Genomic DNA, 26,046 nt, shown 5'->3' with positions numbered 1-26,046 from the left:
ATGTTTCCGTTGGGGACGAAAGGAACCCGCTCATTCTCGCCTACATCCTCCGGCGGCTCGCCATTCTGGTCCTGTCGCTCTTCATCGCATCTCTGGTTCTTTTCGTGCTGCTGAGGCTGCTCCCCGGCGACCCGGCCAACGCGCTGCTGTCGGTGGGCGCCGACCCGCGGCAGATCGAGGCCGCGCGCGAGCAGGTCGGCTCCAACCTGCCGCTTGGTCAACAATTCCTGCGCTTTCTCGGCAGCCTCGCGCGCTTCGACCTCGGCAATTCCTTCATCAGCGGCGCTTCCGTCACCGGCGAAATCGCCGCGCGCCTGACCGTCACGCTGCCGCTGACGCTGCTGGCCTTCGTTTTGGCCATCCTCATCGCGGTGCCGCTCGGCATCGTCTCGGCGGTGAAGGCGGACCGCTGGTACGGCGCCCTGATTTCGACCATCTCGCAGCTCGGCATCGCCATTCCGGTGTTCTGGGTGGGCATATTGCTGGTCACGGCGTTCGCCATCAATCTGCGCCTCTTCCCGTCCGGCGGCTTTCCGTCGCGCGGCTGGCATGCGCCGGCCGAGGCGCTGCGGGCGCTTGCCCTGCCGGTGCTGACGATCGCGATCGTCATGTCTGCCTCGCTGCTGCGCTATGTCCGCTCGGCCACGCAGGACGTGCTGGGCAGCGACTATCTGCGCACGGCGCGTGCGCTCGGCGCCAGCTTTACCGAAGCGCTGGTGCGGCACGGCATCCGCAACGGCTCGGTGCCCGTCATCTCCATTCTCGGCATAGAGCTGGCGTCCACGCTGCTGGGCGCCGTCGTGGTCGAGCGCGTCTTCACCCTACCGGGCCTCGGCTCCATGCTGCTGCTCGGCATCGAGCAGCGCGACTATCCCAATGTCCAGGGCGTGCTCTTCGTTTCCACGCTTCTGGTGCTTCTGGTCGGCTTCACCGCCGACCTGGTGCAGCGGTTGATCGACCCGCGCTTGCGCGACAAGGCAGGAGCCGCGTCATGAGCGCCGCAGACGAATTCACGCCCGCCGCGGCAACCAATGCGCGCCGCCAGCGCTGGTCGCCTACCCTGACCGTCGGCCTGATCCTGGTCGGCATCCATGTTGCCGTCGCCTTGCTGACGCTGTTCTGGACGCCCTACGACCCCACCAGCACGACCGGCGGCCGGCTTGAGCCGCCATCCTTCGCGCATTGGGCAGGCACCGACCGGCTGGGCCGGGATTTCTTCACCCAGATCATGATGGGCTCGCGCATCGCGCTCATCGTCGGGGCCGGCGCCGTGGCCATCGGTGCGGCCATTGGCGTGACCATCGGACTGCTGGCGGCCTTTGCGACACGCTTTCTGGACGATGCGCTGGCCGCCACGCTGGATATCCTCATCGCCTTTCCGACGCTCCTTCTGGCAATGCTGGTGGTGGCGGCAAGCGAAAGCGCGAGCCTGTGGTCTGCCATTCTGGCGCTCGGCATCGCCATGTCGGCCATCGTGGCGCGGCTGACGCGCATCCTCGCCAAGCGCGTGCTGCAGAACGACTACATCACCGCTTCTCGCACCTCCGGCACCTCGTGGCCGGGCGTAGTGGTCCGGCATGTACTGCCCAACATCTGGCCGACGCTCAGCGTCAATTTCGCGCTGCAGTTCGGCATCGCGGTCATTGCCGAATCCTCGCTGTCCTATCTCGGGCTTGGCGCGCCGCCGCCCAATGCCTCGTGGGGCCGCCTGCTGCAGGAAGCGCAGGGCACGGTCTACACGGCCCCTATTGGCGCTATCGCGCCCGGCATCGCGCTGGTGATGCTGGTGATCGGCATCAACCTGCTGGCCGACGGCCTGCGCGACATCAGCGATCCGACGCGGAGGATTTCGCGATGACGCCGCTTCTTTCCGTCGACGGGCTCACGCTGAAGACCGGCGACAAGACGCTGGTTTCCGACCTGTCGTTTTCGGTTGGCGCCGGCGAGCGCATGGGGCTGATAGGCGAATCGGGCTCGGGCAAGTCGCTCACCGCCATGGCAGTGACGGGCCTTTTGCCCAAATCGTTCATGCCCGCCGGCTCAATACTGCTCGATGGCCAGCAGGTCGTCGGCACGCACGCTCGCGTTCTGAATGGCCTGCGCGGCTCGTCGGTTGCCGTGGTGTTCCAGGAACCGCTCACCGCACTCGACCCGCTGATGAAGATCGGCAAGCAGGTGGCGGGGCCTTTGGCGCGGCGTCTGGCGCGCGAAGGCAAGTCGTCCTCACGCCGCGAGGTCGAGCGCGAGGTGCTGCAGTTCCTCGACCATGTAGCGCTGCCGCAGCCGGAGCGCATCGCCAACTCCTATCCGCATGAGATTTCGGGCGGCCAGCGCCAGCGCGTCGCCATTGCCATGGCGCTCGCCTGCAAGCCGAAGCTGCTGATCGCCGACGAGCCGACCACCGCGCTCGATGTGACCACGCAGGCGGAAATCCTGAAGCTGCTCGACAGCCTGGTGCGCGAGCTTGGCATGGCGCTGCTGTTCATCAGCCACGACCTGCCGGTCGTTGCCACGGTGGTGGACCGGGTGACGGTGCTGCGCAACGGCCGCGCGGTGGAGGAAGGGCCGGTAAGAACCGTCTTCGACCATCCGCGCCACGACTACACCAAGACCCTCGTCGAGGCCGCCCGCTCCTTCGACAATGCGCTTGAGGGAACGGCATGACCCTGCTCGATGTGCGCGACGTGACCTTCGGCTATGGGCGGCAGCGACAGGTGCTGCACGGCGTTTCCTTTGCGGTGAAGAAAGGCGTGAGCGTCGGCCTCGTCGGCGAATCCGGCTCGGGCAAGACGACGATCCTGCGCCTGCTTCTGGGGCTGGCCCGACCGACCGGCGGCGCGATCAGCTTCGGCGGCACTACGCTCGATCCGTCCAGCCGGGGCTTCATGCGGGATTACCGCCGCTCCGTGCAGGCGGTATTCCAGGACCCCTACTCGTCGCTCGACCCGCGCCAGAAGGTGCGCGACATCATTTCCGAGCCGCTGCAGTCGCTTCGCATTCCGGGCTCGCATGGTGACGCGGTGGTCGCCGCGCTCGATGCGGTCGGCCTGCCGGCCGACGCCATCAACCGCTATCCGCACGAATTCTCGGGCGGCCAGCGCCAGCGCATCGCAATAGCCCGCGCCATCGTCGCACGCCCGCAGCTTGTGCTCGCCGACGAGGCGGTCAGCGCGCTCGACCTGTCGACGCGCATCCGCATTGTCGACCTGTTCAAGCGCCTGTCGGAAACCATGACGCTGGTGTTCGTCTCGCACGACCTGGGCGTAGTGGCTTCGCTGTGCGAGGAAATCATCATTCTCGAGCGCGGCCATATCGTGGAGAGCGGCAAGACCCGCGAAATCCTGGACGCCCCGCAGCATCCCTACACGCAAAAGCTCCTGCAGAGCGTTCCGCGCATGCCGCGATAGGACAGGCGCAGCAACTTCAGACCAAAGGCAAGCAGCATGACGACCGATCAGGACTATATCCGCAGCATCGAAGACTGGCGCGCCAAGCGCCTGGCCAATCTCAAGGCCGATGACGGCTGGCTCAACATCATCGGCCGCTGGTCGCTGGAACAAGGGTCGGTGACGGTCGGCTCGGCCGAGGACAACGATGTCGTGCTTTCGGCCGGCCCCGCCCGTGTCGGCACGCTGACGCAAGACCCTGACGGCGGCGTCACCTTTGCCCCTGCGGATGGTTCCGAGCCTATCCGGCTGAAGCTCGACAAGAAGAACCCGCCGCGTTTTTCGGTTGGCCAGTTGCTGCTCGAAGTGACAACGCTCAACGGCCAGAACGCGCTACGCGTGCGCGATACACAGGCGACCGAACGCGATAATTTTCCGGGCATCGAGTCGTTCGCGATCGATCCGAGCTGGCGCATCGTCGCAGACTGGATCCCGCTGGAGACCCCGATCCAGACGACGGTCGACACCGTCATCGGCATTCCGACCGAGGTGACGATCACGCACAAGGCCGCCTTCACGCGCGACGGCGTGCGCTATGAGCTGCTGCCGACCCACGGCACGCCGCAGATGCCGCAATTCGTGCTGCGCGACCAGACCGCGCGCGACAAGACCTATCCCGCCTCGCGCTTCCTCTATGGCGAGGACATCACCGACAAGACCATCCTGCTGGACTTCAACAAGGCGATCAACCCGCCCTGCGCCTTCACGCACCATGCCGTGTGCCCGCTGCCGCCAGCCGAAAACGTGCTGCCGATCCGCATCGAGGCCGGCGAACTCAAGATGCCCGATTAAAGCGCTCGGCTCCCGAGCCCGCAGTCGCCGGGGACACGGGCTCGGCCCATCCATTTCTGGAGACCGGAAGTCGCCTACGCTTCGTCTGTTTCCTGATGGCGCCCCGCCTTATTCCCCCGGCAGAATGTGGCCGGCATCTTCGCGCCAGGAAACCCAGACCGGCGCGCCCGGCGAAAGGTTGAGCGGCTCCAGCTCGTCGTGGCTCTTCTGCGCCTTGATCTCGGTTCCGTCCGAGGCCTCGAGGTGCACGACCGCGGTTGCGCCCACGAATTCTTCGCCCACCACCACGGCCTGCAAGCCATTGAGGCCGGCGGCGGGGGGCTGAATGGAAAGATGTATCCGGTCGTCCGAGACGACGAAGGTCGCCTTGTCTCCCTTGGCCAAGGGCTTGGCCGGGTTGGGCACCACATCGAACTCGCCGACCGCCGTGGCGATCCTCACGGCGCCATCTGCCAGTGCCGAAACATGGCCCGCGAAAATGTTCGACGAGCCGAGGAACTCGGCCACGAAGCGGGTTCGCGGTGCCCGGTAGATCTCCTGCGGGTCGCCGATCTGCTCCACCCTGCCCCGGCTCATGATGACAACGCGGTCGGCCATGGAGAAGGCTTCCGACTGGCTGTGGGTGACGTAGACGAAGGTGATGCCGAGTTCCTTCTGGAGGTTCGACAGCACCGTTTGCATGCGCACCTTGAGATGTGCGTCGAGCGCCGAAAGCGGCTCGTCGAGCAGCAGGATCTCCGGCTCGGTGACCAGCGAGCGGGCGAGCGCCACGCGCTGCCGCTGGCCCCCCGACAGATGCGCGACGTTGCGATCGGCGAATTCGGTGATCTGCATGCGCTCGAGCCAGGTGTCGACGCGCCGGCGCCGCTCGGTCTTGTCGACGCCGCGCATGCGGAGGCTGAACTCGACGTTCTCGCGCACGGTCAGGAACGGAAACAGCGCCAGGCTCTGCCACACCATCGGCGTGTCGCGCTGCCAGGTTGGCAGGTCGTTGATGCGCTTGCCGGCAAGGCGGATCTCGCCCTGGCTGGGGGCTTCGAGGCCCGCCAGCATGCGCAGCGTCGTGGTCTTGCCGCAGCCGCTGGAGCCCATGATGGCAAGGAATTCGCCCTTGCGGATGTCGAGGTCCATTCGCTCCACGGCGACGAAGCTGCCGAACTGCTTGACGACGCCATCGAAGACGACGAGGGCTTGATCTGTCATTGCGCTATCACTCCGGCGCCTTGGCGCCGACCTTGGGCGCAGCACTACGTTTCATGAGAAGGATTTGGGCCAGCACCACCAGTGTCATCGAGGCGATGAAGACGAAGGTTCCGATGACGTTGATGCGAGGGCTGACCTGGCCTTGCAGGAAGCCGAGAACCTTGACCGGCAGCGTTTCATGCAGGCCGGACACGAACCAAGCCACCGCGAATTCGTCGAATGACACCGCCATGGTAATGAACAGCGCGGCAAAGATCGCCGGCTTGCAGAAGGGTATGATGACATACCGCATCGCCTTCCATTCCGAAGCGCCAAGGTTCCAGGCGGCCGCTTCCAGCGAAGGGTCCATCTGCGACAGCCGCAGGCGGCAGATGGCCATGGCGAAGGGCGCGCACATCACCACATGGGCGATGATGACCGAATGGATCTGGCCCGAAAGGCTGACATTCGACAGGAAAGCCAGCATGGCAAGGCCGAGAATGACCACCGGAATGGTCGGCGGCAGCAGCGCCAGCGCAAGATAGAACTGCTTGCCGAAGAACTTGTAGCGAAAGTCAGTGTAGGCGGCACCGAAGCCGAGTGCCGTCGCCAGCACCGAAACCACGACGCCGGCAATGAGCGTATTGCGCAAGCCTTCCCAGACCAGCGGATCGGCGGCGACGGCTTCATACCAGATGGTGGAAAAGCCCCCGAGCGGCAGCGACGGGAAACGGTCGACGTTGAAGGAAAAGACGAAGCTGGCGGCGATCGGCGCGAAGATGAAGGCAAAGCCGAGCACAATGTAGAGCTTCAGCGCCCAGTCGATCCAGGGGTTCCGGTTGAAGTCGCTCATCGTCCGCGCTCCCGATAGGCATAGCTGACCGCTGCGAAAGCCACTGCGAGCAGTGTGCCGACCATGGTAAGGGCGATGACCGCCGCCCGCGGCCACTGCTGGCCCGATTTGGTGGTGTCGGTGATCAGGATCGACAGCGTCGGAGGATCGCCGCCGCCGAGATAGAGCGGGCTGACGAAATCGCCGAAGGTCAGGATGAAGCAGAACAGGGCCGCGATGACGAGGCCGACCCTGGCGGAGGGCACGACGACCTCGAATACGGTGCGCAGGCGCCCGCAGCGCAGGTTGTGCGCCGCCTCGATCAGCGTACGGTCGACGAACATCAGGCTGAACAGCTGCAACAGCACGACCAGCGGGAAGCTCAGGGTGAGATAGCCCACCATCATGCCGAACACCGAGTTCAGCATGCCGAACGGCCCCAGGCCAACCATGGAAAACAGCGCGTTGATGATGCCGTTGTCGGACAGGAACACCTGCCACGAATAGACGCGCACGAGATAGCTGGTGAAGAAGGGGATGACCATCAGGAACACCGCCCAGCGCCGTGCCGTCTCCCCCAGCTTCAAGGCGATGCCATAGGCACAGGGGAATGCCAGCGCGCTGGTGATGACCGACGCCGATAGCGCCAGAAGCAGGGTCCTGAAATAGGCGTCCCAGAAAACGCCCCGGCCCAGCATCCGCACCCAGTTGACGGTGTCGAAATCCGGCGTCATCCGGAAGTTCTTGACCGTCCAGAAGCTGAGCGCGATCAGGAAGACCAGCGGCGCGAGGAAGAATGCAAGCTGCCACACCAGCATGGGCAGCGAGAAGGTCAGTCCATATAGGGTAATCGATTTCCGCATTTGCAGCAGCCCAGGCCCAAAGGGCGTCACATGCCGCAATCGCAAGCGGCTTTCCGGGATGGAAGGGGCGGGCAAGCGCCCGCCCCGGAGATCTTAGGATCCCTTGTATTCCGACCAGAAGTCGTTCCAGTCTTCAAGACTCTGCTGCACCGGCAGCTGCCGGTACTTGATGCGGCCGTTGCGGATCAGGTCCATCGCATTGCTCTCGTTGAGCAGCATGCCCTGGCGCTTGGCCTCTTCCGGCGTTTCCTTGGCCAGCAGCTCCCAGCCCTTCTTGTTGGGGATGAGGCAGGGATAGGCCGCCATGTTGGCCGACTTCACCTGGCCCTTGGCCGACGTGATGTACTGGATCCACTTCTTGGCCAGATCGGCCTTCTTCGAGCCCTTGCCGATGCAGAAGGACTCGGTGAACTGCAGGCCGCCTTCCTCCGGGATGATGCTGCGCACCTTGGCGCCACCGCGTTCCAGCGCGCCGGTGATCCAGTCGCCGATGCCCGCCATGGCCAGCATCTGCCCGTTCTGGAGCGACGAGAAGGTGCCGCCATAATCGAAGAAGCCGCCGATCTGCGGGCGCAGCGTCTTCATCTTCTCCTGCAGCTTGCCCCAGGCGGCGTCGTCGATGTCATAGGGAGAGGCGTTGCCGTTCAGCAGGCTGATCTGGCCGAGATTGGGCAGATGCCAGTCGAAATGCCCGACCTTGCCCTTGAGCTTCTCGGCCCAATAAACATTGTAGGTCGAAGCCTCCTTCTCGGTGATCGCCTCGGTGTTGTAGGCAACGCCCAGGAAGCCGAAACGGGTGATCACCGAATAGAGGTCGTCGCCCTCCCAGTGGCCAGGGAAGTGCTGGAACTCGGGAAAGAATTCGTCGAACGCGTAGTCGGCAGGATCGAGCTTCTCGATATAGCCGGCCGCATTCAGCTGCTGCACATATTCAGCATCCGAAAGGATGACGTCGAAGGTTCCCGCCGGCGACTGGGAGATGAGACCCAGCATGTTGTCGCCGCCAGTGTAGTATTTCGGCTTGAACTTGACGTTGTTCTCGGCCTCGAACTCAGCCACAACGTCGGGCTCTGCATGGCCGTACCAGGCGAGCATGGTCAACTCGACCGGTTCTGCGAAGGCAAGTCGGCTGAGGAAAGGCATTGCAAGTGCGCCGCCCCCCAGAACGCTTGCACCCTTCAAGATGTCGCGTCGCGTCCGCGCCGCCGTCAAAGTCTTCTCGAGCGTCATTTCGTTCCCCTTAGCTTGTTGTTTTCTCGACGGTAGGAGCGACTTATGTATTTGGAAAATTAATTATGATAATAAACGGATTTGCATCGCTTATTGTCTGTGCAGTTCGACATTGGCGCGCCCCGGAACGCTGGAAATGCCTGCCTCGTCGAGCCTCGCGACGATGTGGTTGACCAGCCGGATTCCGGCGTCGGAAAGGCGGGGATGCTTGTAGAAGAGGCCGACGCGGATCTCGGCCAGAGGCGGAAAACCTTCCGCGGGATCCAGCACCCGCATGCCGGGCAGCATGGTGTAGCGGGTCAGCGCGCTGACGCCGAGGCCGTTCATGACCGCGTTCTGCAAGCCCGAGATGCCCGGCCCCGTATAGGCCACCCGCCAGCGGATACGGGCCGTGTCCAGCGCCTGGATCATGCGCGCGCGATAGGCACAGCCTTCCGGGTGCGCGGCGAGCGGGACGCCGACGGCCGGATCGAAGACGGCGGTTTCCGCGGCGGCCCAAACCGGCCGCTCTATCCAGGAGCGTGACAGATATTGCGCGCGCTCATGGTCGGTCATGGCGACCGCCAAGTCCAGTTCGTCGGCGCGCAGCCGATCGAGGATCTCCCCACTCCAGCCGCAATAGAGCTCGAGCGCGATGTCGGGATGCTCGCGCGTATACTCGGTGATCACGCCCTGCAGGAAGGCGACGGCGTAGTCGTTGGGAAGGCCGACGCGCAGCACGCCGGCGATCTTCGACCGGTTGAAATAGGAAGCCGCCTCGTCGTTGAGGCGAAGGATTTCGCGCGCATAGCTGAGCAGCATCTCGCCCTCGCTGGTCAGCAGCAGCGAGCGCCCGACCTGCTTGATGATCGGTGCTCCCACAAGCTCTTCAAGCCGCTTCATCTGGAGCGAAATGGCGGGTTGAGTGCGCCCCAGCGCGTCGCCTGCCTTGGTAAAGGCACCGAGATCGACCACCGAAACGAAGGTCCGCAAAAGATCGGTCTGGTAGTTGACAACGCTCCGCATGGATTTGAATTCCTCATGAGCGAATGACAATTATAAATTTCTCATATCATTAAAGCCGCCTCTAATCATCATTCCAACATCCAAAATGGGAGATGATGAAAAAAATGCGCGATACAGTTTTTGCTGCTGAATTGACCTGGCCGGACTATCACAGCCGTGTCCGGGACGGTTCGGTTCCGATCCTGCTGCCGGTCGGATCGATGGAGCAGCACGGCCATCACATGCCGATGCATGTCGACGTCCTGCTGCCGGTGGAGTTCGCGCGCCGTGTTGCCGGCGAGATCGGCGCTCTCGTCGCGCCGCCCTTCACCTATGGCTACAAATCGCACCAGAAGTCCGGCGGCGGCAACCACCTGCCCGGCACCACCAGTCTGGATGGCGCCACGCTGGTGGCGGCACTGCGCGACGTGATCAAGGAATTCGCCCGCCACGGCGTGCGGCGCATGTGCCTGGTCAATGGCCATTTCGAGAACTCCTGGTTCATCATCGAGGGCATCGACCTGGCGCTGCGTGAACTGCGCTGGGACGGCATCGACAACATGAAGATCGTGGTGCTGTCCTATTGGGACTTCGTGGACAAGGAGACGATCGCGCGCCTCTATCCCAATGGCTTCACCGGCTGGGACCTCGAACATGGCGGCGTGCTGGAAACCTCGCTGATGCTTGCGCTCTATCCGCATCTGGTAAGCCTCGACCGCGCCGTTCACCACGAGCCGGCTTCCTTCCCGCCTTATGACGTCTATCCGCCCAAGCCCGAATGGACGCCGGCCAGCGGCACGCTCTCCTCGCCCAAGGAAGCCTCCGAGGAGAAGGGCGAGATCCTGCTGGAAGTCTGCGTCAACGGCATCGTCAATGCGCTGAAGACCGAATTCCCGCGCTGAGCAAATTCGCCGGCGCACAAAAAAGCCGCGGTGCGAAACCGCGGCTTTTTCCTTGTCCGGTCAAAAGGGGCGTAGTGGCAGTGAAAGGCCGCGTCGACGCTCGGCTTCCTGGCCTTCCGGCGCAGGCGCGGCGGACCAATGGGGAGCCCGCTTCCGCATCGCGGCAATGATGCGAGCAACGAGGCGGACAAGCTCTGCCATGCCGGACACCGCGGACGGCTTTGGATAGCGGATCGACGGGTCCTTTCCGTCGATCCACCAGTGCGGCCAGTCGTGGGGAACATGAAAAGCCACGGCCAGCCTCGCCATGCCGTCAGTTGCGGATGATGTTGTGTTCCGGACCGAACGGGAAGCCGGTGATGTTCTCGGCACCGTCCTCACCGACGATCAGGATGTCGTGCTCGCGATAGCCGCCGGCACCGGGCATGCCCTCCGGCAGCATCACCATCGGCTCCATGGAAACCACCATGCCGGGCTTCAGCTCGGTATCGATGTCCTCGCGCAGTTCCACGCCGGCCTCGCGGCCATAGTAGTGGCACAGCACGCCGAAGGAGTGGCCATAGCCGAAGGAGCGGTACTTCAGCAGGTCCCACTCGCGGTACATCTCGTTGAGCTCGATGGCGATGTCCTTGCAGCGCGCGCCCGGCTTGATCAGCTCAAGCCCGCGACGATGCACGGCCACGTTCTTCTCCCAGATGTCGAGGCTGGCGTCATCGACATGGCCGCAGAACAGCGTCCGCTCCAGCGCGGTGTAGTAGCCGAAGATCATCGGGAAGGTGTTGAGCGAGAGGATGTCGCCGGACTGCACGATACGGTTGGTGACCGGGTTGTGCGCGCCATCGGTGTTGATGCCCGACTGGAACCAGGTCCAGGTGTCCATCAGTTCCACGAAGGGGAACGAGTTGGCGATCTCGCGGATCATCGCGTTGGTGGTGGCGATCGCCACTTCGTGCTCCGGCACGCCGGCCTTCACCGCCGCCGCGCAGGCCGCGCCGCCGACGTCGCAGACGCGGGCGCCTTCGCGGATCAGCTTCTGCTCTTCGAGCGACTTGATGGTGCGCATCCACATCGAGGGCTGGCTGATGTCGACGAACTCGACGCCCGGCAGGGCTTCTTCAAGCTGGCGGCGGAAGTCGAGATTGACCTGGTCGAACTCGATGCCGATGCGCTTGGCGCCCGTGGTCAGCTGGCGCACGGCGCGGTAGAAATTGTCGCGGCGCCAGTCGGTGTAGGTGATGTTGTCGCCGAAGCTGCGGCGCCAGGGCTGCCCGCCGTCGATGCCGGCCGAAATCGTCGTGGCGTTGTTGTGGTCGATGACCATGCCGTACTTGCGACCGAAATAGCAGTACAGCCAGCCGGAATAGTAGTTGATGCAGTGATAAGAGGTGAACAGCGCCGCATCGACATTGTTCTTGGCCATCCAGCCGCGAACGTCGTTTTGGCGGCGGGTCATCTCGGCATCCGAAAACGGCGAATAATCTTTCTCGCCGTTGTGCCATTTCATCACGTGCAACATGTCGTCAGTCATTGTGGGCTGCTCCTCTCCAGGTAGGTTGGTGCAGCCAAGTTATGCTCGGGCGATTTATTTCCGAAATTTATTCAACTGATGTGGGCATTACGCATGCTTATGGAGACGATGCACCTCCATCCCCCCTCACCGCGCCACCCCGTACAGTTCGGACACAAGCTTCTTCAGCGCGCTGCGGCTCTCCGGCCTGAAGTACATCATGTGCCCGCCTTCCAGCGCCTCGACGCGGATGGGCCTTGCACCGGGCACGGTAGGCAGCTGGCTGACGAGATAGGCCGAGGTCATGTAGGGCGTGACCAGATCGGTGTATCCGTTGACGATAAGCACGTCGAGCTCGGGATTGAGCGAGCGCGCCTGCTGAAGGTCGGACATGACGCCGACATAGCCCTGGTGGGTTGGACTTGTGCCGTAGTCCCAATTGCCGCTGACTTCATGATTGAGCATCCGATAGCTCAGATCCGTGCGGAATTTCAGCTCGTCGCGGACATAGTTGACGAAGGCTGATGTGAGCACCGGCACGCTGCGGTCGAGCACCGGGTCCGGGCCGCCAAGCCTGAAACTGTCAGGGGCGATATCGCCGGTTTCAATCGCACCGTCGTAGAAGCTGAGCACATTGCCCCTGGCGCGCGCGAACTCCTTGGCGAAGAGCATGGTTGGAATGCGCGCGAAATTGCGCTGGACGAGGTCGAGCGGCAGGCCGGTAATTTCCGCCACACGCCGGCTCGCCGCGCGGCCGCCCTGCTCAAGTCCGCTCACAAGCGCCACGAGATAGTCGCCCAACGCGTAGCGCTCTATGTCGGCCAGCCGCTCGCGCAGTTCGGGGCCAGCGACGCCCTCGCCGTTCAGGCGCACGGCCGCAAGCGAGGGCAGCTCGAGCGCCCAATGCAGCGGCTGGAATTCGTCGGGGCGAACAAGCGCGAATTCGAGCGCCGGTGAAATGAGCACGACGCCGCTGGGGCTCAAGCCGACATCTTCCTGCAGCGTCTTGGCAAGCAATGCCGCACGAAACCCGCCATAGCTTTCGCCGGCAAGGAACACCGGCGATGCGGTGCGGCCCTCCTGGGCCAGATAGAGGCGGATGAAGGCGCCCATCCACATGGCGTCCTGCTTGACGCCCCAGAAATTGCGCGTCTCCTGGCCCGGCGCCTCGCGGCTGTAGCCGGTGCCGACCGGGTCGACGAAGACCAGGTCCGTCATGTCGAGCCAGGTGCTCGGATTGTCCTCGAGCCGCTGCGGCGGCGGCAGGAAATTGCCGTCGGCGGCAGTCGTCACGATGCGCGGGCCAAGCCCCCCGATATGAAGATAGGCCGAAGCCGCTCCCGGCCCGCCATTGAACACGAACGTGATCGGGCGCCCGGGATCAGGCGCCCGGCGCCCTTGCGGGAGTACGGAATAGTCGACATAGAAAATCTTGGCGGTGACTTCCCCCTCGCCCGAAAGCAGCGACAGGGTGCCGGCTTTCGCCCGGTATTCGAGCGCCCGCCCGCCAATGTCGATGGAATGATCCGTTGTCTGTCCGGGCGGAAGAAGCGCAATTGCCCCCGCCGCTTGCGCCGGTCTCTCGGCAGACTTTGCCTGCGCCGGCCACATGCCGCCGATCAGCAGCAGCAGGGCGAGCACGACTTCTCCCAGCTTGATACGCATGATCCCTCCGAAGCGGAACGGACTGCTTTCAAGACCACAATACCAGCCGCGCCGCCGAAGTCACCTCAGGCGAAAGCGAGCGGAGTCCTCTCCGCCACCCTTGATGACCCCACTTAGGGCTTCACGCTTCAATCAGACGGAAACGTAATGCGCGTCGCGCGGAAGTTCCGACAGGATTTCCGGACCGTCCTCGCGCAGGATCACGATGTCTTCGAGGCGGATGCCGAAGCGGCCGGGCAGGTAGATGCCCGGCTCGATCGAGAACACCATGCCTTCCTCGAGCACGGTTTCCGAGGTCGCGGTGATGTAGGGCGGCTCGTGGCCGTCGATACCCATGCCATGGCCGGTGCGGTGCACGAAGTATTCGCCATAGCCGGCATCCGCGATGACCTTGCGCGCCGCGGCGTCGACTTCCCTGGCCAGCACGCCGGGGCGGGCGGCCTTGAGCGCGGCCTGCACCGCCTTCTCGACGATCGCATGGATTTCGCCATAGCCTTCCGGCGGCTGGCCGATCACCGCCATGCGCGTGATGTCGGAAGGAAAGCCGTCCTTGCGCCCGCCAATATCGATGACCACCGCGTCGCCTTCCTGCACGACCTTCTCGCTTGCCGAATGGTGCGGGAACGCGCCGTTGCCGCCGGCGCCGACGATCCAGAACTGCGGCGCGGCGCCTTCCGAAGAGAAGTGCGCGCGAATTTCTGCCGCGACCTGCTTCTCGGTCATGCCGGGCCTGATGCTGCCGAAGGCCGTCTGCATGGCGCGGTCGGCTATGCCGGCATTCATCTTGAGCTTCTGGTATTCGGTGCCGTCCTTGCGCATGCGCAGGCCGCCGAGCGTATTGGGCGTGAAATCGCGCCTCGTGTCGGCGGGCAGCGCGTCGAGCAGCAGCAGCGCAAAGTCCGCGCGCATCGTCTCGTCAAGCGCGACGAGTCCGGGGGCTGTGGCGCCGATGGCGGCCAGCGCGCCTTCGAGCGCGGCGACCGGACCCACATCGTCGGCCCAGTTGAAGAATTCGATATCGGTGAATTCGCGCGTGCCTTCGGCATTCAGCGCCGGCATCAGGAATGCCTCCTTCTCCGGCGCGATCAACAGCAGGCAGGGCCGCTCGTCGGGATGCGGGTGGAAGCCCAGCACCCAGTCCATATGCGAGCCTGGCGCGATGGCAACCAGCCCGGTGCCGGTCTCGGCCATGCGCTTGCGAAGTGCCTTGAGGCGTTTTTCGGTCTGTTCGTTCACGTGGGGAATCCTCGTTCCATTGGCGGCACTGATCTTTAGCATGGCGGCATCTTCCGCACGCCGCAACGCCGCGACAGAAAAATGGCGCTCGATTTCTTTGAGTGCCGGGCCGCTCGCATTTCCACGGCTCGACGAGCAGGGCGCCGCGGCGCAAAAAATTCGATTGGCCATCCCGGCCAAGTTTGAATAAGTATTGTAAATGTTGGAAGGACGCTGCCGAGGCGGTGCGCGACCCGCCTGCCTCCGCGTCCGAGCAGAGCCATTTAGCGCCGCACATTCGATATTCCCGAGGGGGTTTTCATGTTCCTGCCCGTGATCATGGCCGGCGGCTCCGGCACTCGTCTCTGGCCACTTTCCCGACAGCACTACCCCAAGCAGTTCCACGCGCTGACCGGCGAACGCAGCCTGCTTCAGGAAACGGTCATGCGGCTGGAAGGAATGGAGGCGGCGACCCCGCTGCTGATCTGCAACGAGGAGCACAGGTTTCTCGTGGCCGAGCAGCTGCGCCAGATCGGGCAGGAAGACCTGACGATCCTGCTGGAGCCGGTCGCCCGCAATACCGCGCCCGCCATCGCGCTTGCCGCCCTCTATGCCCGGAGCGAGGGCGACGACCCTCTTATGCTGGTTCTGGCCGCCGACCACTTCATACGCGACGTGGCGCAGTTCCAGGAGGCGATTGCCGCTGGCGTGCCGCTGGCGCAGGAAGGCAGGCTCGTCACCTTCGGCGTCGTGCCGGAGCGGCCCGAGACGGGCTATGGCTATATCAAGCGCGGCGCGGCGCTTGCCCAGGGCGGCTTTGCCGTAGACAGCTTCGCGGAGAAGCCGGACGCGCAAACCGCCGCGCGCTACCTGGCGTCGGGCGACTATTACTGGAACAGCGGCATCTTCCTGTTCAGGGCCAGCCGCTTCCTGGAAGAGCTCGAGCGATTCCGCCCGGATATCCTTCTCGCCTGCCAGAAGGCGACCGGGGCCTTGAAGCCGGATATGCAGTTCGTGCGGGTCGATGCACGCGCCTTCGAGGCCTGCCCTTCGGAATCCGTCGACTATGCCGTGATGGAAAAGACGGCGCATGCCGCCGTCGTTCCGCTGAAGGCGCGCTGGAGCGACATCGGCTCGTGGTCCGCGCTGTGGGAAGTGCAGGACCGTGACGAAAGCGGCAATGCATTTGGCGGTGACGTGCTCTCGCTCGACAGCGCCAACAATCTGGTGCGGGCGGAATCAAGGCTCGTGGCGCTGGTGGGCATCGAGGACCTGGTGGTCGTCGAAACCAAGGACGCCGTTCTCATCGCCCGCAAGGACAAGGTCCAGGACGTCAAGTCGATCGTCGATCTGATCAAGAAGAACGGCCGGAACGAGCACCTGAACCATCGCGAGGTCTACCGGCCCTGGGGCCACTACGACTCGATCGATTTCGGCGAGCGCGACCAGGTCAAGCGCATCACCGTGAAGCCGGGGGCGAAGCTGTCGGTGCAGATGCACCACCACCGCGCCGAACACTGGATCGTGGTTCGCGGAACCGCCAGGGTCTACAAGGGCGACGAGGTGCTGCTCCTGACCGAGAACCAGTCCACCTACATTCCACTGGGCGAGGTCCACGCGCTGGAAAACCCGGGCAAGATCCCGCTCGAGCTGATCGAGGTTCAGTCCGGTTCCTATCTCGGCGAAGACGACATCGTCCGCTTCGAGGACCGCTACGGCCGCTCCTGAAACTGGAACACCGGGCCAGCGTCGAAATCAGGCGCGCAGCGGTCCGCTTGGCGGAGCAGCGCCACGGCCGTCGGCCCAGGCGCGAATTCGCTCCAGCCCCGCTTTCAGCAGGGCTTCGGCCTTCGCGTCGGTTTCCGCCTCCACATAGCACCGCATCTCCGGCGCGTTGCCGGACGGGCGCAGGTGGATGATGCGGCCGTCTGCCAGCGTAACGCGCAGGCCGTCGATATCGCTGCTCGAACGCACTTGCCCGATGGGGGCGAGGAAGGCCGATAGATTGCTGTCGGACGCGCGAAGATGCGCCATCAGCGCGGCACTGATTTCGACGGCAAAATTCTCGATCCGATCCGCAGCCGCAGCCGGCAGGCGATAGCTGGCGGCTATGTGCGAAAGCGGCCTTTTTTGCCTTGCGACCAGCGAAAGCACTGCCAGTATGGGCAAGAAGCTGTCACGCGTCGGGAGAGCACGAAGTGTCCGGCCGTTGACCTCGAAATCGGTAGCCGTCAGCACGCCGCCATTGGCTTCGAACCCGATCACCCGCGACCTGCCGGCGGCGACCGCCTCGTCCATGCCGGCGATGACGAATGGCGATCCCACCCGGGTGCGGACGACCTCGAAGTCGCCCGCCGCTTCGATGCCGGAGTTCGAGGTCACCGGCGTCACGACCGTCTCCGCCTTCAGGAATTCCGCCGCCACCAGCCCCAGCAAGTCTCCCCGCAAGGGGCTGCCGGTCTCATCGGCTACGAGCGGCCGGTCGCCGTCGCCATCGGCCGACACGATCGCATCGAGCGCATGGGCCTGCGCCCACCCCCTCAGCGAGGCGAGCGTTTCCGGCGACACCGCCTCAGTGTCGACAGGCACGAAGCTATCCACTCGCCCCAGCGGGTGCACATCGGCGCCGTAGTGAGCAAGCACCTCGACCAGCAGATCACGCGCGACGGTGCTGTGCTGATAGACCCCGAGCTTCAGCCCCGCCAGCGCTCGCGCCGGCAGAAGCGACTTGTTGCGCTCCAGGAAAGGCGCGCGACACTGAGACGCTTCATCAATCAGCGCAGACACCCCGGCCCGCATGCCGCCTTCCAGCTCGCCGGAAACTCGCATGGCTTCCGCAAGCGCGCCGATCGCGCTTTCGTCGGCCTTGTCGATCTCGCCGTCCGGCCGATAGAACTTGATGCCGTTGCGGTCTGCCGGGATGTGCGAGCCGGTCACCATCAGCGACGCGGCATTCCTGCTCAGGCCGTAGAGGGCCAACGCCGGTGTTGGCACGGCCCCGCAATAGGCGACCGCAAACCCCATCCGCGCAAGTGCGTCGGCGCAATCGCCAGCGATTTCCGGGCTGGAGGCGCGCAGATCCCGGCCCAGCAGGATGACACCTCCCGTCGAGGCCATGCCGCTCTGCAGCAGATGCCGGCCAAAGGCTGCTGCATAGCGCCGGGCTGCGGGCCCCTTCAGATCCTGCGCAAGACCTCTCAATCCGCTTGTGCCAAACTTCATGGGCGATACTCGAAGCCAGTATTGAAAATGCGAGTTGGACTGTGGGGCTTTCTGTCTGACCTGTCGAGCCTCGGCCCGGTCTGCAGGCGCGCGGGCCACGAACAGGATGCGGGGAGCCGCCCTGGTTGGGGCGGGGGTGGAGGCGGCTCCCCAACCTGTCGCACATCGGCGGACAGGCCGCGTGGAGTGGGTGGATACACGCGAGCCATGCCATGTTCGACGCTCTGCCGTCCGGCCGTCAACGCGCCAAGGGAGGTATTTGCCTCCTTGCTATGAGGCGGCCCGGACTGGCGTTCCCGCCAATTTGGCCAACAGGCCGTTCCCCCGAGGGGATAAGCTACGCCTATTGGCCTGCTTGTGCCGCATGCCCGCTTCCCAAATGGTGGCTACCGAACCCCAGGGACCTTCGGCGGCCTGCATGAGAGAAGCTGCAGAACACATCGCGATCACTTCGCCCTGGCGCGAAGCCGGAGACTGACCCCGAATGGAGCCCTCGCCGGCCGGACTGCTCGTATGCGCTGGGGTGCTCGTTCTTGCCTACTTCAGCCGCGGCTTCCTTATCGTCGGGCTCCTCGCTTCGCTGGCTTTCGGCTCCACGGCCATGATGACGCTCACCTCGCTGGGCGGCTCCTCGCCGCTGATCTACACGATGTTTTCGGCCCTTCTGGTGGCAGCGGTTGCCATGAGACGGCATATCTGGCGCGATCTGGGCGGGGTGCTCGGCAGCGTCGGGCCAATCTGGGTGCTGGCCGCCCTGATGCTCTATGCTGTGGTCGGCGCCTGGCTTCTTCCGCGCTTCTTTGCAGGCCAAACCATCGTTTTCGTGCAGTCGAAGACGCGGACCGGCGTGGTGGAGGCCTCGCTCGCCCCCGTCTCCGCCAATATCTCGCAGACGGGCTATTTCGTCCTTGGCGGTTTCACCGCCATTGCCCTTTGCGTGCTGCTGATGAAAGGCGACAGGATTACCCAGGTGCGCCGCGGCTTCTTCGTCTGGTCCACGCTGCACACGGCGATGGGGCTGATCGACCTTCTGGGCAAGCTCGCGGGGGCCGGAGACCTGCTGAAGCCGATCCGCACCGCCAGCTACGCCATGCTCACGGAGACCAGCGAAGCCGGATTCTCGCGCATCGCCGGCGCCTATTCGGAAGCGTCGGCTTTCGGCGCGATGTCGCTTGCCTGCCTTGCATTCTGCTACACCTACTGGCGCCGCACCAAGGACCGCTTCGCGAAGTGGCTTTCCCTGCTGCTGCTTCTGCTCCTGGTGCTTTCCACCTCTTCGACGGCTTACGTCGGTTTGATGCTGCTCGGCCTCGTCGTGGCTTTCCACATCCTGCGCTCCATGTTGGCCGACCGAGTCGAGGCCGCAGAGCTACAGATCATTGCCCTGCTGGTCTTGGCCGCATTGGCAATTCTGGCCGTGTTCCTCTATCGGCCGGGAACTCTGGAACCGTTCCTCGACCTCATCGACAAGATGGTGATCAACAAGGCGAGTTCCTCCTCCGGGCAGGAGCGCGCCTATTGGAATTTGCAAAGCCTGCAATCTTTCGGCGACACCAGCGGTCTGGGCGTCGGCATGGGCAGTTCCCGGGCCTCGAGCTGGCTGATCGCCGTGCTTTCGCAGTTGGGCCTGGTGGGCAGCGTTCTGATGGCAGCGCTGGTGGCGGCCACTGCACGTGGGCTTGGAAGGCTGGGCAAGTGGGTGCCCTCGGAAACCGATGCCGTGGTGGCAAGTGCAAGAAACAGCGCCTTGGCGGGGCTGGTGGCCGGCTCGCTGGCCAGCGGCAGCGCCGACCCGGGCATAGGCTTCTTCGTGGCATTTGCAGTGGTCGCGGCAGCCAGGGTTCAGGCGCGCCGCAGCAGGGACGCCGCCGAGCATTGGCGGCAGGCGCCGCCCTCCTTGCTGCTGCCGTTGCGCATCTAGCGCGGGCCAGGCAAGTCTTGCCGACCTGTGTATGCGGTACCCGGGCCGCCTACCTCCTATGGATTAGACTATCGAACCTGCGCCCCCCTTCGGGCGTGCCGCGCTCCAACGGCGTATCGAAAACGGAGCGTGCCTACCGCCATTCGTCGTTCTCGCCTGCCGCGTTCACCGCGGGCTAGCGTCGCGGGGAGCTCGGCCTTGAGCCGGGATTTCGCTCTCACGCAGAAGAGGCAATCAATGAAAGTTCTGGTGACAGGCCATCTCGGCTACATCGGCTCGGTTATGGTGCGCATGCTCTTGAAGGCAGGCCACGATGTGGTCGGCTATGACAGCGACCTCTACCAGCGTTGCACTTTTGAAGCAGGCGGCAGCTTGGTCGCGGTTCCCGCTATCCGCAAGGACATTCGCGACGTGACCCCGCAAGACCTTCACGGCTTCGACGCGGTGATCCACCTGGCCGCGCTCTCCAACGATCCGCTCTCAAACCTCGATCCGGAACTGACCTACGAGATTAACCACAAGGCAAGCGTGCGTTTCGCACAGGCGGCAAGGGATGCCGGCGTCGGTCGGTTCCTCTACGCATCGTCATGCAGCAACTACGGAGCGGCCGGCGACAGCCTGGTCGATGAATCGGCCGAACTGAGCCCGGTGACGCCCTATGGATGGTCGAAGGTGCTGGCCGAGCGCGACATCTCCAGGCTGGCCGACGGCGACTTTTCGCCGACCTACTTTCGTCCGGCGACCGCCTATGGGCTGTCGCCCAGGCTACGGTGTGACATCGTCCTGAACAATCTGGTTGCCTGGGCCATCACCGAGGGCGTCATCCTGCTCAAGTCCGACGGCAGCCCGTGGCGGCCGATCGTTCACATAGAGGACATATCGCGCGCCTTCATCGCAGGCCTGGAGGCGCCGCGCGAAAAGGTCCACAACGAGGCGTTCAACGTCGGCCGGACCGAGCACAACTACAGAATTCGCGACATCGCCAGGATCGTGGCCGAGGTCGTGCCCGGCTGCCGCTTGCAGTTCGCCGCCGACGCCGGGCCAGACAAGCGTTCCTACCGGGTCAGTTTCGAAAAGATCGCAAGGGTCCTGCCGGCTTTCCGGGCAGAATGGGACGCGCGCGCGGGCGCGGAGGAGCTCCACGCTGCCTACATGGCCTCCAACCTGGCGCTCGAGGAATTCGAAGGCCCACACTTCCAGCGCATCGCCCAAATCAGGCGACTGATGTCCGACGGCATCATCGATCGCTCCTTGCGGGCCCGAGAGTCGGCCGCGCTGGCACCGCTGGCAGGATAGGCGGATGGAACAGGCAAGTCCCGGTCCATATCCGGCGCAGCCTGCGGCCGGCGACGATATCGGCCGCGACATCTACGCCCTGGCGGAGAAGATCTTTCCGATCTGTCGCAGCATCACCGGCGACGGGGTGCGCAAGACGCTGGACATACTGGCGGAGCATATCGAGCTTGAACGCCATGAGGTGCCGTCCGGGACCCAGGTGTTCGACTGGACGGTGCCCAGGGAATGGAACATTCGGGCTGCCAGCATCCGGGACATGCAAGGGCGCACGATTGTCGACCTCGCAGATTCAAACCTCCACGTCCTGAACTACAGTGTTCCGTTCAAGGGCGTTCTGCCCCTCAGCGAACTCAGGAAGCACATTCACACGCTCCCGGAACAACCGCAGGCGATCCCCTACCGCACGTCCTACTACGCAGAAGACTGGGGCTTCTGCATGGCCCATGAACGGCTGGAGGAGATGCCGGACACCGAATATTCGGTGGAGATGGATTCAGAGCTCAAGCAAGGCAGCCTGACTTACGGCGAGTGCGTTCTGCCCGGCGAGACGGATCGGGAAATCCTTCTGTCAGCGCACATCTGCCACCCATCGATGGCCAACGACAATTGCTCCGGCCTAGCCATGCTGGCCTTTCTGGCGGCCGGTCTCAAGAAACGGCCGAGGCGCTACAGCTACCGGTTCCTTTTTGCCCCCGGAACCATCGGAGCACTTGCCTGGCTGGCCCGGAACGAACAGCGGCTGGGGCGCATCGACCACGGGCTCGCCCTTTCCTGCGTGGGCGATGGCGGCGGCCCGACCTACAAGCGCAGCCGCCGGGGCGATGCCTTCATCGACCGCGCCATGGCGCTCGTGGTCGGTCGCCGGGGCGATGGCGCGAAGCTGCTCGACTTCTCACCCTATGGCTATGACGAACGGCAGTTCTGCTCGCCCGGCTTCAACCTTCCCGTCGGCCTGTTCCAGCGCAGCGCCTTCGCCACCTTTCCGGAATACCACAGCTCGGCCGACGACCTGAGCTTCATCAGGCCAGAGCACCTCGCCGCCTCCTATGGCATGGTCATGGAAGCCATTGAGATCATCGAGGGCGATTGGACGCCAATCAATCTCTGTCCCAAAGGCGAGCCGCAGCTCGGACGGCGCGGGCTCTATTCGGCCCAGGGCGGCAACAAATCCACCGCCTCCAGCACCATGGCCATGCTGTGGGTGCTCAACCTGGCGGACGGAGACCACTCCCTGCTTGCGATGGCGGAACGGTCGGGGTTGCCTTTCGGCGAACTGGCCGGCGCAGCCGCGCTGCTGCGTGAGCACGGCCTGCTGGCCGATGCGCCCGCGCGCCGCCCCTAGCATCCGGTTGACCGCCGCCGCTGCGCGCCTACTGGTTTCGCCGGCTTTGCTCTTCGAGCAGCGGCCATGAGCGGTCCTTGTCCGAAATCACCGACACTCGTATCGGCCAATCGATGGCGAGGGCCGGATCGTCATAGCGGACCCCGGCCGAGGCAGTCGGCGTATAGAACTGGGAAATGAGGTAGGAGACTTCGGCGTTTTCGGTAAGCGTCTGGAAACCGTGCGCGAACCCGACCGGGATATAGACCTGGCGGCCGTTTTCAGGCGTGAGTTCGAATGCCACCCAATGGTAGCGGGTGGAAGATGCCGGCCGCAAATCGACGGCCACGTCGAAGACGGCACCTTTATTGCATGACACGATCTTCACTTCGCCATGCGGCGGCGATTGAAAATGCAAGCCCCGCAGCGTGCCCTTGCGCAGGTTGGTGGACCGGCTGTGCTGCACGAACCGCGTCGCAAGGCCATGATCGGCCATCTCCTTCTCGCAGAAAGTTCTGGCGAAGGAGCCGCGCTCGTCGACTATCGGCGTCGGCTCGACAAGCCAGACCCCGCTCAATTTCGTCTCCGTGAATCGCACTGTCGCCTCGCAATCAAGCCGGATTGGGAATGAGCCAGTCCTGAAACTTGTCGCATTCGCGCCCGAGACCGGAAGAGCCTCCTAAGCATGAGTAGCCTTCAACCTAAAGGGTAGAACCGGCCCGATTTTTCCTCCCCATTCGTATGGCGGGTGCCATCGGATTGGCAGAGTGAAGGAGAGATTCCACCCTCCTAGACTGTTCCGGCCAACAAGCCTCGCGACCGGAGTTCAGGATGAACATACAGACATTCGACAAGGTTCGTTCCCGCGACACTGCTGCCCCGGAGGCCGGCTGCCGGCTATGCGGCGCGCGGCTGAAGCACACCTTCGTCGATCTCGGCATGTCGCCGCCCTGCGAGAATTTCCTTCATGCCCACCAGATCGACCAGATGGAGGAATACTACCCGCTCCACGCGCTGGTCTGCGACACGTGCTTCCTGGTGCAGCTCAAGGAGTATGTCAGCCCGTCAGCGATCTTCTCCGAATACGCCTATTTCTCGTCCTATTCGGCAAGCTGGGTCGCGCACGCCAAAGCCTACTGCGCCTCGATCACCGAGCGGTTGAAACTGGGCCCTGACAGCCTGGCGGTAGAGCTTGCAAGCAATGACGGCTATCTGCTCCAGCATTTCCTGCCGCTGGGAGTGCAGGTGCTTGGCATAGAGCCGGCGGCGAATGTCGCACGCGTGGCGATCGACAAGGGCATACCGACGCGGGTGGAGTTCTTCGGCGTGCCGCTTGCGAACCGGCTGGTTGCGGAAGGCGTCAGGGCCGATCTCATCATCGGCAACAATGTGCTGGCGCAGGTGCCGGACCTCAACAGCTTCGTCGCCGGCATGAAGATCCTGCTGAAGCCGGAAGGGGTCATCACTCTCGAATTCCCGCACACCGAAAAGCTCATCGCGGAAGGCCAGTTCGACACCATCTACCATGAGCACTTTTCCTACTTCTCGCTCCTGACCATTGACAGGATGGCGAAGCGGCACGGGCTCAAGCTGATCGATGTCGAGGAACTGCCCACCCATGGCGGCTCGCTGCGCGTCTATCTCGTTCACGACGGCAACGGCACCGCGCCGGCCCCCCGGGTTAGCCAGCTTATCGAGCGAGAGAAACGGCATGGTCTGACTGACATCGCCACCTACGCCTCCTTCGGCTACAAGGCGCAGCGCGCCAAGCGCGACCTGCTGGCATTCCTGATCGCCGCGAAGAACGAGGGCAAGCGGATTTGCGGCTATGGCGCGCCCGGCAAGGGCAACACGCTGCTGAACTACTGCGCGATCGGGACCGATTTCCTCGACTTCACCGTCGATCGAAATCCCTACAAGCACGGCCGCTTCACACCGGGAATGCACATTCCCATCCGACCCGTCGAGGCCATCGATGAAGCGAAGCCGGACTACATTCTCATCCTGCCGTGGAACATCCAGGACGAGATCATCAGGCAGATGCGCCATGCATCCGCGTGGGGCGCCAGGTTCATCGTGCCGATTCCATTCGTCACCATCATCGATCCAGCGGAGGTAGCCAGATGAAGGTCGTCCTTTTCTGCGGCGGGAAAGGAACCCGTATACGCGAGTATTCCGAGAGCGTGCCCAAGCCGATGATCCCGCTGGGGCAACAGCCGATAATGCGGCATGTCATGCAGTGGTACAGCGACTACGGGCACGACGACTTCGTGCTGTGCCTTGGCTACAAGGGCAATGTCATCAAGGACTTCTTCCTGAACACCAAGCCGCAGACATTTGCCGATTGCGTGGTTTCCGGCGGCGGGAAGGATGTCCAGCTTCTAGGCGACCCGGGGAAGGACTGGCGCGTGACGCTGCTCGACACCGGCATCTGGCGCAACATCGGCGAGCGCCTCTGGGCCGCACGGGACCACGTGAAGAACGAACGGATGTTCCTCGCCAATTACAGCGACGGCCTTACCGATGTGAATTTGGACGAGATGATCGCAAGGTTCGAGGCCAGCGGAAAGACTGCCTGCTTCCTCGCGGTGCGGGCGCCGCTCTCCTATCACATCGCCGATATCGACCAGGACGGCCGCGTGCGCCAGTTCCGCACCACCGAAACATCCGAAATCTGGATCAATGGCGGTTACTTCATCTTCCGGCCGCAGGTGTTCGATTACATGCGCGAAGGCGAGGAACTGGTGCTCGAGCCGTTCAACCGCCTGATCGCCGACAACCAGCTTATGGCCTACAAGCACGAGGGTTTCTGGCGCTCGATGGACACGTTGCGTGACTGGCAGGCGCTGGAGGACATGGTGGAAAATGGCGACATGCCATGGAACGCCACGGTCAGTGCCGAAAGGGCGCGGCGCGACATTCTGAAGGCCGCGTCGTGAAGGGACTTGGCCTTGCGCGCCCGGGGGAGACGCTTTCCGTCCTTTGTCTCGGCGCCCATTCCGACGACATCGAAATCGGCGCGGGGGGCACGATCATCAAGCTGATCGCCTCCGGCGTCCGGCTGAACGCACATTGGTGCGTGCTGAGCGCCGATCCCCGGCGCGCGGACGAAGCGCGCTCGTCAGCGGCCGCCTTCCTGGAAGGCGCGCATGAGGCCTGCGTCGAGGTCGCGGAGTTCGAGGACAGCCATTTCCCCGACCAGCGGCGCGGGATCAAGGAATGGCTGCTCGACCTGCGAACACGCATCACGCCCGATATCGTGTTCACGCATGCCCGGCACGACGCGCACCAGGACCATCGCGAGGTCAATCAGCTCACCTGGAATGTCTTTCGCGACCATCTCGTGTTCGAATACGAGATCCCCAAATGGGACGGGGATTTTGGCCGCCCCAATATGTACGTTCCCCTGCCCAAGGCCGCGCTCGAGCGAAAGGTGGAACTGCTGCAGGCGCATTTCGCTTCCCAGCAAGGCACGAAGGACTGGTTCGACCCGGAAACGTTCACGGGGCTGGCCCGCCTGCGGGGGATGGAATGCAGGGCTGCGGAATCCTACGCCGAAGCGTTCTTTGTCAGAAAGGGCATGCTGCTGTAGCCCGCGACTTGACCCGATGGACCCGCTTCGTTTCAGGCGACAAGCCGGCAGGCACCGGAAAGCGCGATCCAGCCGG

24 protein-coding genes are annotated in these 26,046 nt (G+C 63.9%); 14 read left to right on the top strand and 10 right to left on the bottom strand.

What is annotated here, in order from left to right; all coding sequences use genetic code 11:
* The first annotated feature begins 44 nt into the window (after nt 1–44).
* Genes AC3A4H_RS16375 through AC3A4H_RS16355 form a run of 5 tightly spaced genes read left to right on the top strand, consistent with a single transcriptional unit; the run spans nt 45 to nt 4,238 of the window.
* Nucleotides 45–995: an ABC transporter permease gene (locus tag AC3A4H_RS16375; RefSeq protein WP_487767861.1), complete on the top strand. Its 951-nt coding sequence runs from the start codon at nt 45–47 to the stop codon at nt 993–995.
* Nucleotides 992–1,858: an ABC transporter permease gene (locus tag AC3A4H_RS16370; RefSeq protein ID WP_487767642.1), complete on the top strand. Its 867-nt coding sequence runs from the start codon at nt 992–994 to the stop codon at nt 1,856–1,858. Before AC3A4H_RS16375 ends, AC3A4H_RS16370 begins: the two co-directional genes overlap by 4 nt.
* The gene (locus AC3A4H_RS16365; RefSeq protein WP_487767641.1) at nt 1,855–2,664 is read left to right on the top strand and encodes an ATP-binding cassette domain-containing protein; all 810 of its coding nucleotides are present in this window, start codon (nt 1,855–1,857) and stop codon (nt 2,662–2,664) included. The genes AC3A4H_RS16370 and AC3A4H_RS16365 overlap by 4 nt, the downstream gene beginning before the upstream one ends.
* On the top strand, nt 2,661–3,407 hold the full coding sequence (locus tag AC3A4H_RS16360) for an ABC transporter ATP-binding protein (protein ID WP_487767640.1): 747 nt from the start codon (nt 2,661–2,663) through the stop codon (nt 3,405–3,407). The genes AC3A4H_RS16365 and AC3A4H_RS16360 overlap by 4 nt, the downstream gene beginning before the upstream one ends.
* Before the next feature lie 36 nt (nt 3,408–3,443).
* The gene (locus AC3A4H_RS16355) at nt 3,444–4,238 is read left to right on the top strand and encodes a DUF1684 domain-containing protein (protein WP_487767639.1); all 795 of its coding nucleotides are present in this window, start codon (nt 3,444–3,446) and stop codon (nt 4,236–4,238) included.
* A gap of 108 nt (nt 4,239–4,346) precedes the next feature.
* On the opposite strand, the gene AC3A4H_RS16350 is transcribed toward AC3A4H_RS16355, so the two are convergent.
* The 5 genes from AC3A4H_RS16350 to AC3A4H_RS16330 all read right to left on the bottom strand — a co-directional run bounded on the left by AC3A4H_RS16350 (nt 4,347) and on the right by AC3A4H_RS16330 (nt 9,350).
* Complete coding sequence (locus tag AC3A4H_RS16350; protein WP_487767638.1) at nt 4,347–5,441, bottom strand: ABC transporter ATP-binding protein; 1,095 nt, start codon at nt 5,439–5,441, stop codon at nt 4,347–4,349.
* Nucleotides 5,442–5,448: 7 nt separating this feature from the next.
* Entirely contained in the window at nt 5,449–6,273 is an 825-nt protein-coding gene (locus AC3A4H_RS16345) for an ABC transporter permease (RefSeq protein WP_487767637.1), read from the bottom strand.
* A complete protein-coding gene (locus AC3A4H_RS16340; protein WP_487767636.1) occupies nt 6,270–7,115 on the bottom strand; it encodes an ABC transporter permease in 846 nt (281 codons plus the stop codon). Before AC3A4H_RS16340 ends, AC3A4H_RS16345 begins: the two co-directional genes overlap by 4 nt.
* Nucleotides 7,116–7,208: 93 nt before the next feature.
* Complete coding sequence (locus AC3A4H_RS16335; protein WP_348780476.1) at nt 7,209–8,345, bottom strand: polyamine ABC transporter substrate-binding protein; 1,137 nt, start codon at nt 8,343–8,345, stop codon at nt 7,209–7,211.
* 90 nt (nt 8,346–8,435) lie between these two features.
* Nucleotides 8,436–9,350, bottom strand: coding sequence for a LysR substrate-binding domain-containing protein (locus tag AC3A4H_RS16330; RefSeq protein WP_487767635.1), 915 nt, complete (start codon nt 9,348–9,350; stop codon nt 8,436–8,438).
* A gap of 104 nt (nt 9,351–9,454) precedes the next feature.
* Here AC3A4H_RS16330 and AC3A4H_RS16325 point away from each other — a divergent pair, with 104 nt between their 5' ends.
* Nucleotides 9,455–10,231, top strand: coding sequence for a creatininase (locus tag AC3A4H_RS16325; RefSeq protein ID WP_487767634.1), 777 nt, complete (start codon nt 9,455–9,457; stop codon nt 10,229–10,231).
* A 313-nt stretch (nt 10,232–10,544) separates the two neighbouring features.
* On the opposite strand, the gene AC3A4H_RS16320 is transcribed toward AC3A4H_RS16325, so the two are convergent.
* The 3 genes from AC3A4H_RS16320 to AC3A4H_RS16310 form a co-directional block, all read right to left on the bottom strand.
* The gene (locus tag AC3A4H_RS16320) at nt 10,545–11,759 is read right to left on the bottom strand and encodes a M24 family metallopeptidase (RefSeq protein WP_487767633.1); all 1,215 of its coding nucleotides are present in this window, start codon (nt 11,757–11,759) and stop codon (nt 10,545–10,547) included.
* Between the two features lie 126 nt (nt 11,760–11,885).
* Nucleotides 11,886–13,403: a S10 family peptidase gene (locus tag AC3A4H_RS16315; protein WP_487767632.1), complete on the bottom strand. Its 1,518-nt coding sequence runs from the start codon at nt 13,401–13,403 to the stop codon at nt 11,886–11,888.
* Nucleotides 13,404–13,535: 132 nt separating this feature from the next.
* Nucleotides 13,536–14,639: a M24 family metallopeptidase gene (locus tag AC3A4H_RS16310; RefSeq protein WP_348780471.1), complete on the bottom strand. Its 1,104-nt coding sequence runs from the start codon at nt 14,637–14,639 to the stop codon at nt 13,536–13,538.
* A gap of 19 nt (nt 14,640–14,658) precedes the next feature.
* On the opposite strand from AC3A4H_RS16310, the gene AC3A4H_RS16305 reads away from it, so the two are divergent.
* Nucleotides 14,659–14,829, top strand: a complete 171-nt coding sequence (locus AC3A4H_RS16305; RefSeq protein ID WP_348780470.1) for a hypothetical protein — start codon at nt 14,659–14,661, stop codon at nt 14,827–14,829.
* Between the two features lie 110 nt (nt 14,830–14,939).
* A complete protein-coding gene (locus tag AC3A4H_RS16300; protein ID WP_487767631.1) occupies nt 14,940–16,346 on the top strand; it encodes a mannose-1-phosphate guanylyltransferase/mannose-6-phosphate isomerase in 1,407 nt (468 codons plus the stop codon).
* A 27-nt stretch (nt 16,347–16,373) separates the two neighbouring features.
* On the opposite strand, the gene AC3A4H_RS16295 is transcribed toward AC3A4H_RS16300, so the two are convergent.
* Nucleotides 16,374–17,840 (bottom strand): phosphomannomutase, encoded by a 1,467-nt coding sequence (locus tag AC3A4H_RS16295; RefSeq protein WP_487767630.1) that lies wholly within the window; start codon nt 17,838–17,840, stop codon nt 16,374–16,376.
* Nucleotides 17,841–18,324: 484 nt separating this feature from the next.
* Here AC3A4H_RS16295 and AC3A4H_RS16290 point away from each other — a divergent pair, with 484 nt between their 5' ends.
* From AC3A4H_RS16290 to AC3A4H_RS16280, 3 genes are all read left to right on the top strand, one after another.
* On the top strand, nt 18,325–19,761 hold the full coding sequence (locus AC3A4H_RS16290) for a hypothetical protein (RefSeq protein ID WP_487767629.1): 1,437 nt from the start codon (nt 18,325–18,327) through the stop codon (nt 19,759–19,761).
* Between the two features lie 237 nt (nt 19,762–19,998).
* Entirely contained in the window at nt 19,999–21,057 is a 1,059-nt protein-coding gene (locus AC3A4H_RS16285) for an NAD-dependent epimerase/dehydratase family protein (RefSeq protein WP_487767628.1), read from the top strand.
* Nucleotides 21,058–21,061: 4 nt separating this feature from the next.
* Nucleotides 21,062–22,399, top strand: coding sequence for a DUF4910 domain-containing protein (locus AC3A4H_RS16280; protein WP_487767627.1), 1,338 nt, complete (start codon nt 21,062–21,064; stop codon nt 22,397–22,399).
* A 28-nt stretch (nt 22,400–22,427) separates the two neighbouring features.
* Here AC3A4H_RS16280 and rfbC read toward each other — a convergent pair whose 3' ends face one another.
* Nucleotides 22,428–22,976, bottom strand: a complete 549-nt coding sequence (rfbC, locus tag AC3A4H_RS16275) for a dTDP-4-dehydrorhamnose 3,5-epimerase (protein ID WP_487767626.1) — start codon at nt 22,974–22,976, stop codon at nt 22,428–22,430.
* Between the two features lie 233 nt (nt 22,977–23,209).
* Between rfbC and AC3A4H_RS16270 the strand changes: the two genes are divergently transcribed.
* Genes AC3A4H_RS16270 through AC3A4H_RS16260 form a run of 3 tightly spaced genes read left to right on the top strand, consistent with a single transcriptional unit; the run spans nt 23,210 to nt 25,970 of the window.
* Nucleotides 23,210–24,505, top strand: a complete 1,296-nt coding sequence (locus AC3A4H_RS16270; RefSeq protein ID WP_487767625.1) for a methyltransferase domain-containing protein — start codon at nt 23,210–23,212, stop codon at nt 24,503–24,505.
* Nucleotides 24,502–25,317: a glucose-1-phosphate cytidylyltransferase gene (locus AC3A4H_RS16265; protein WP_348780462.1), complete on the top strand. Its 816-nt coding sequence runs from the start codon at nt 24,502–24,504 to the stop codon at nt 25,315–25,317. The genes AC3A4H_RS16270 and AC3A4H_RS16265 overlap by 4 nt, the downstream gene beginning before the upstream one ends.
* Entirely contained in the window at nt 25,314–25,970 is a 657-nt protein-coding gene (locus AC3A4H_RS16260; protein ID WP_487767624.1) for a PIG-L deacetylase family protein, read from the top strand. Before AC3A4H_RS16265 ends, AC3A4H_RS16260 begins: the two co-directional genes overlap by 4 nt.
* Nucleotides 25,971–26,046: the final 76 nt, after the last annotated feature.

The organism is Pseudaminobacter sp. Soil_N_29 (genome assembly GCF_057656055.1).
Note: the sequence above shows the minus strand (reverse complement) of the source record. Positions and strands in the feature narration are given on the sequence as shown.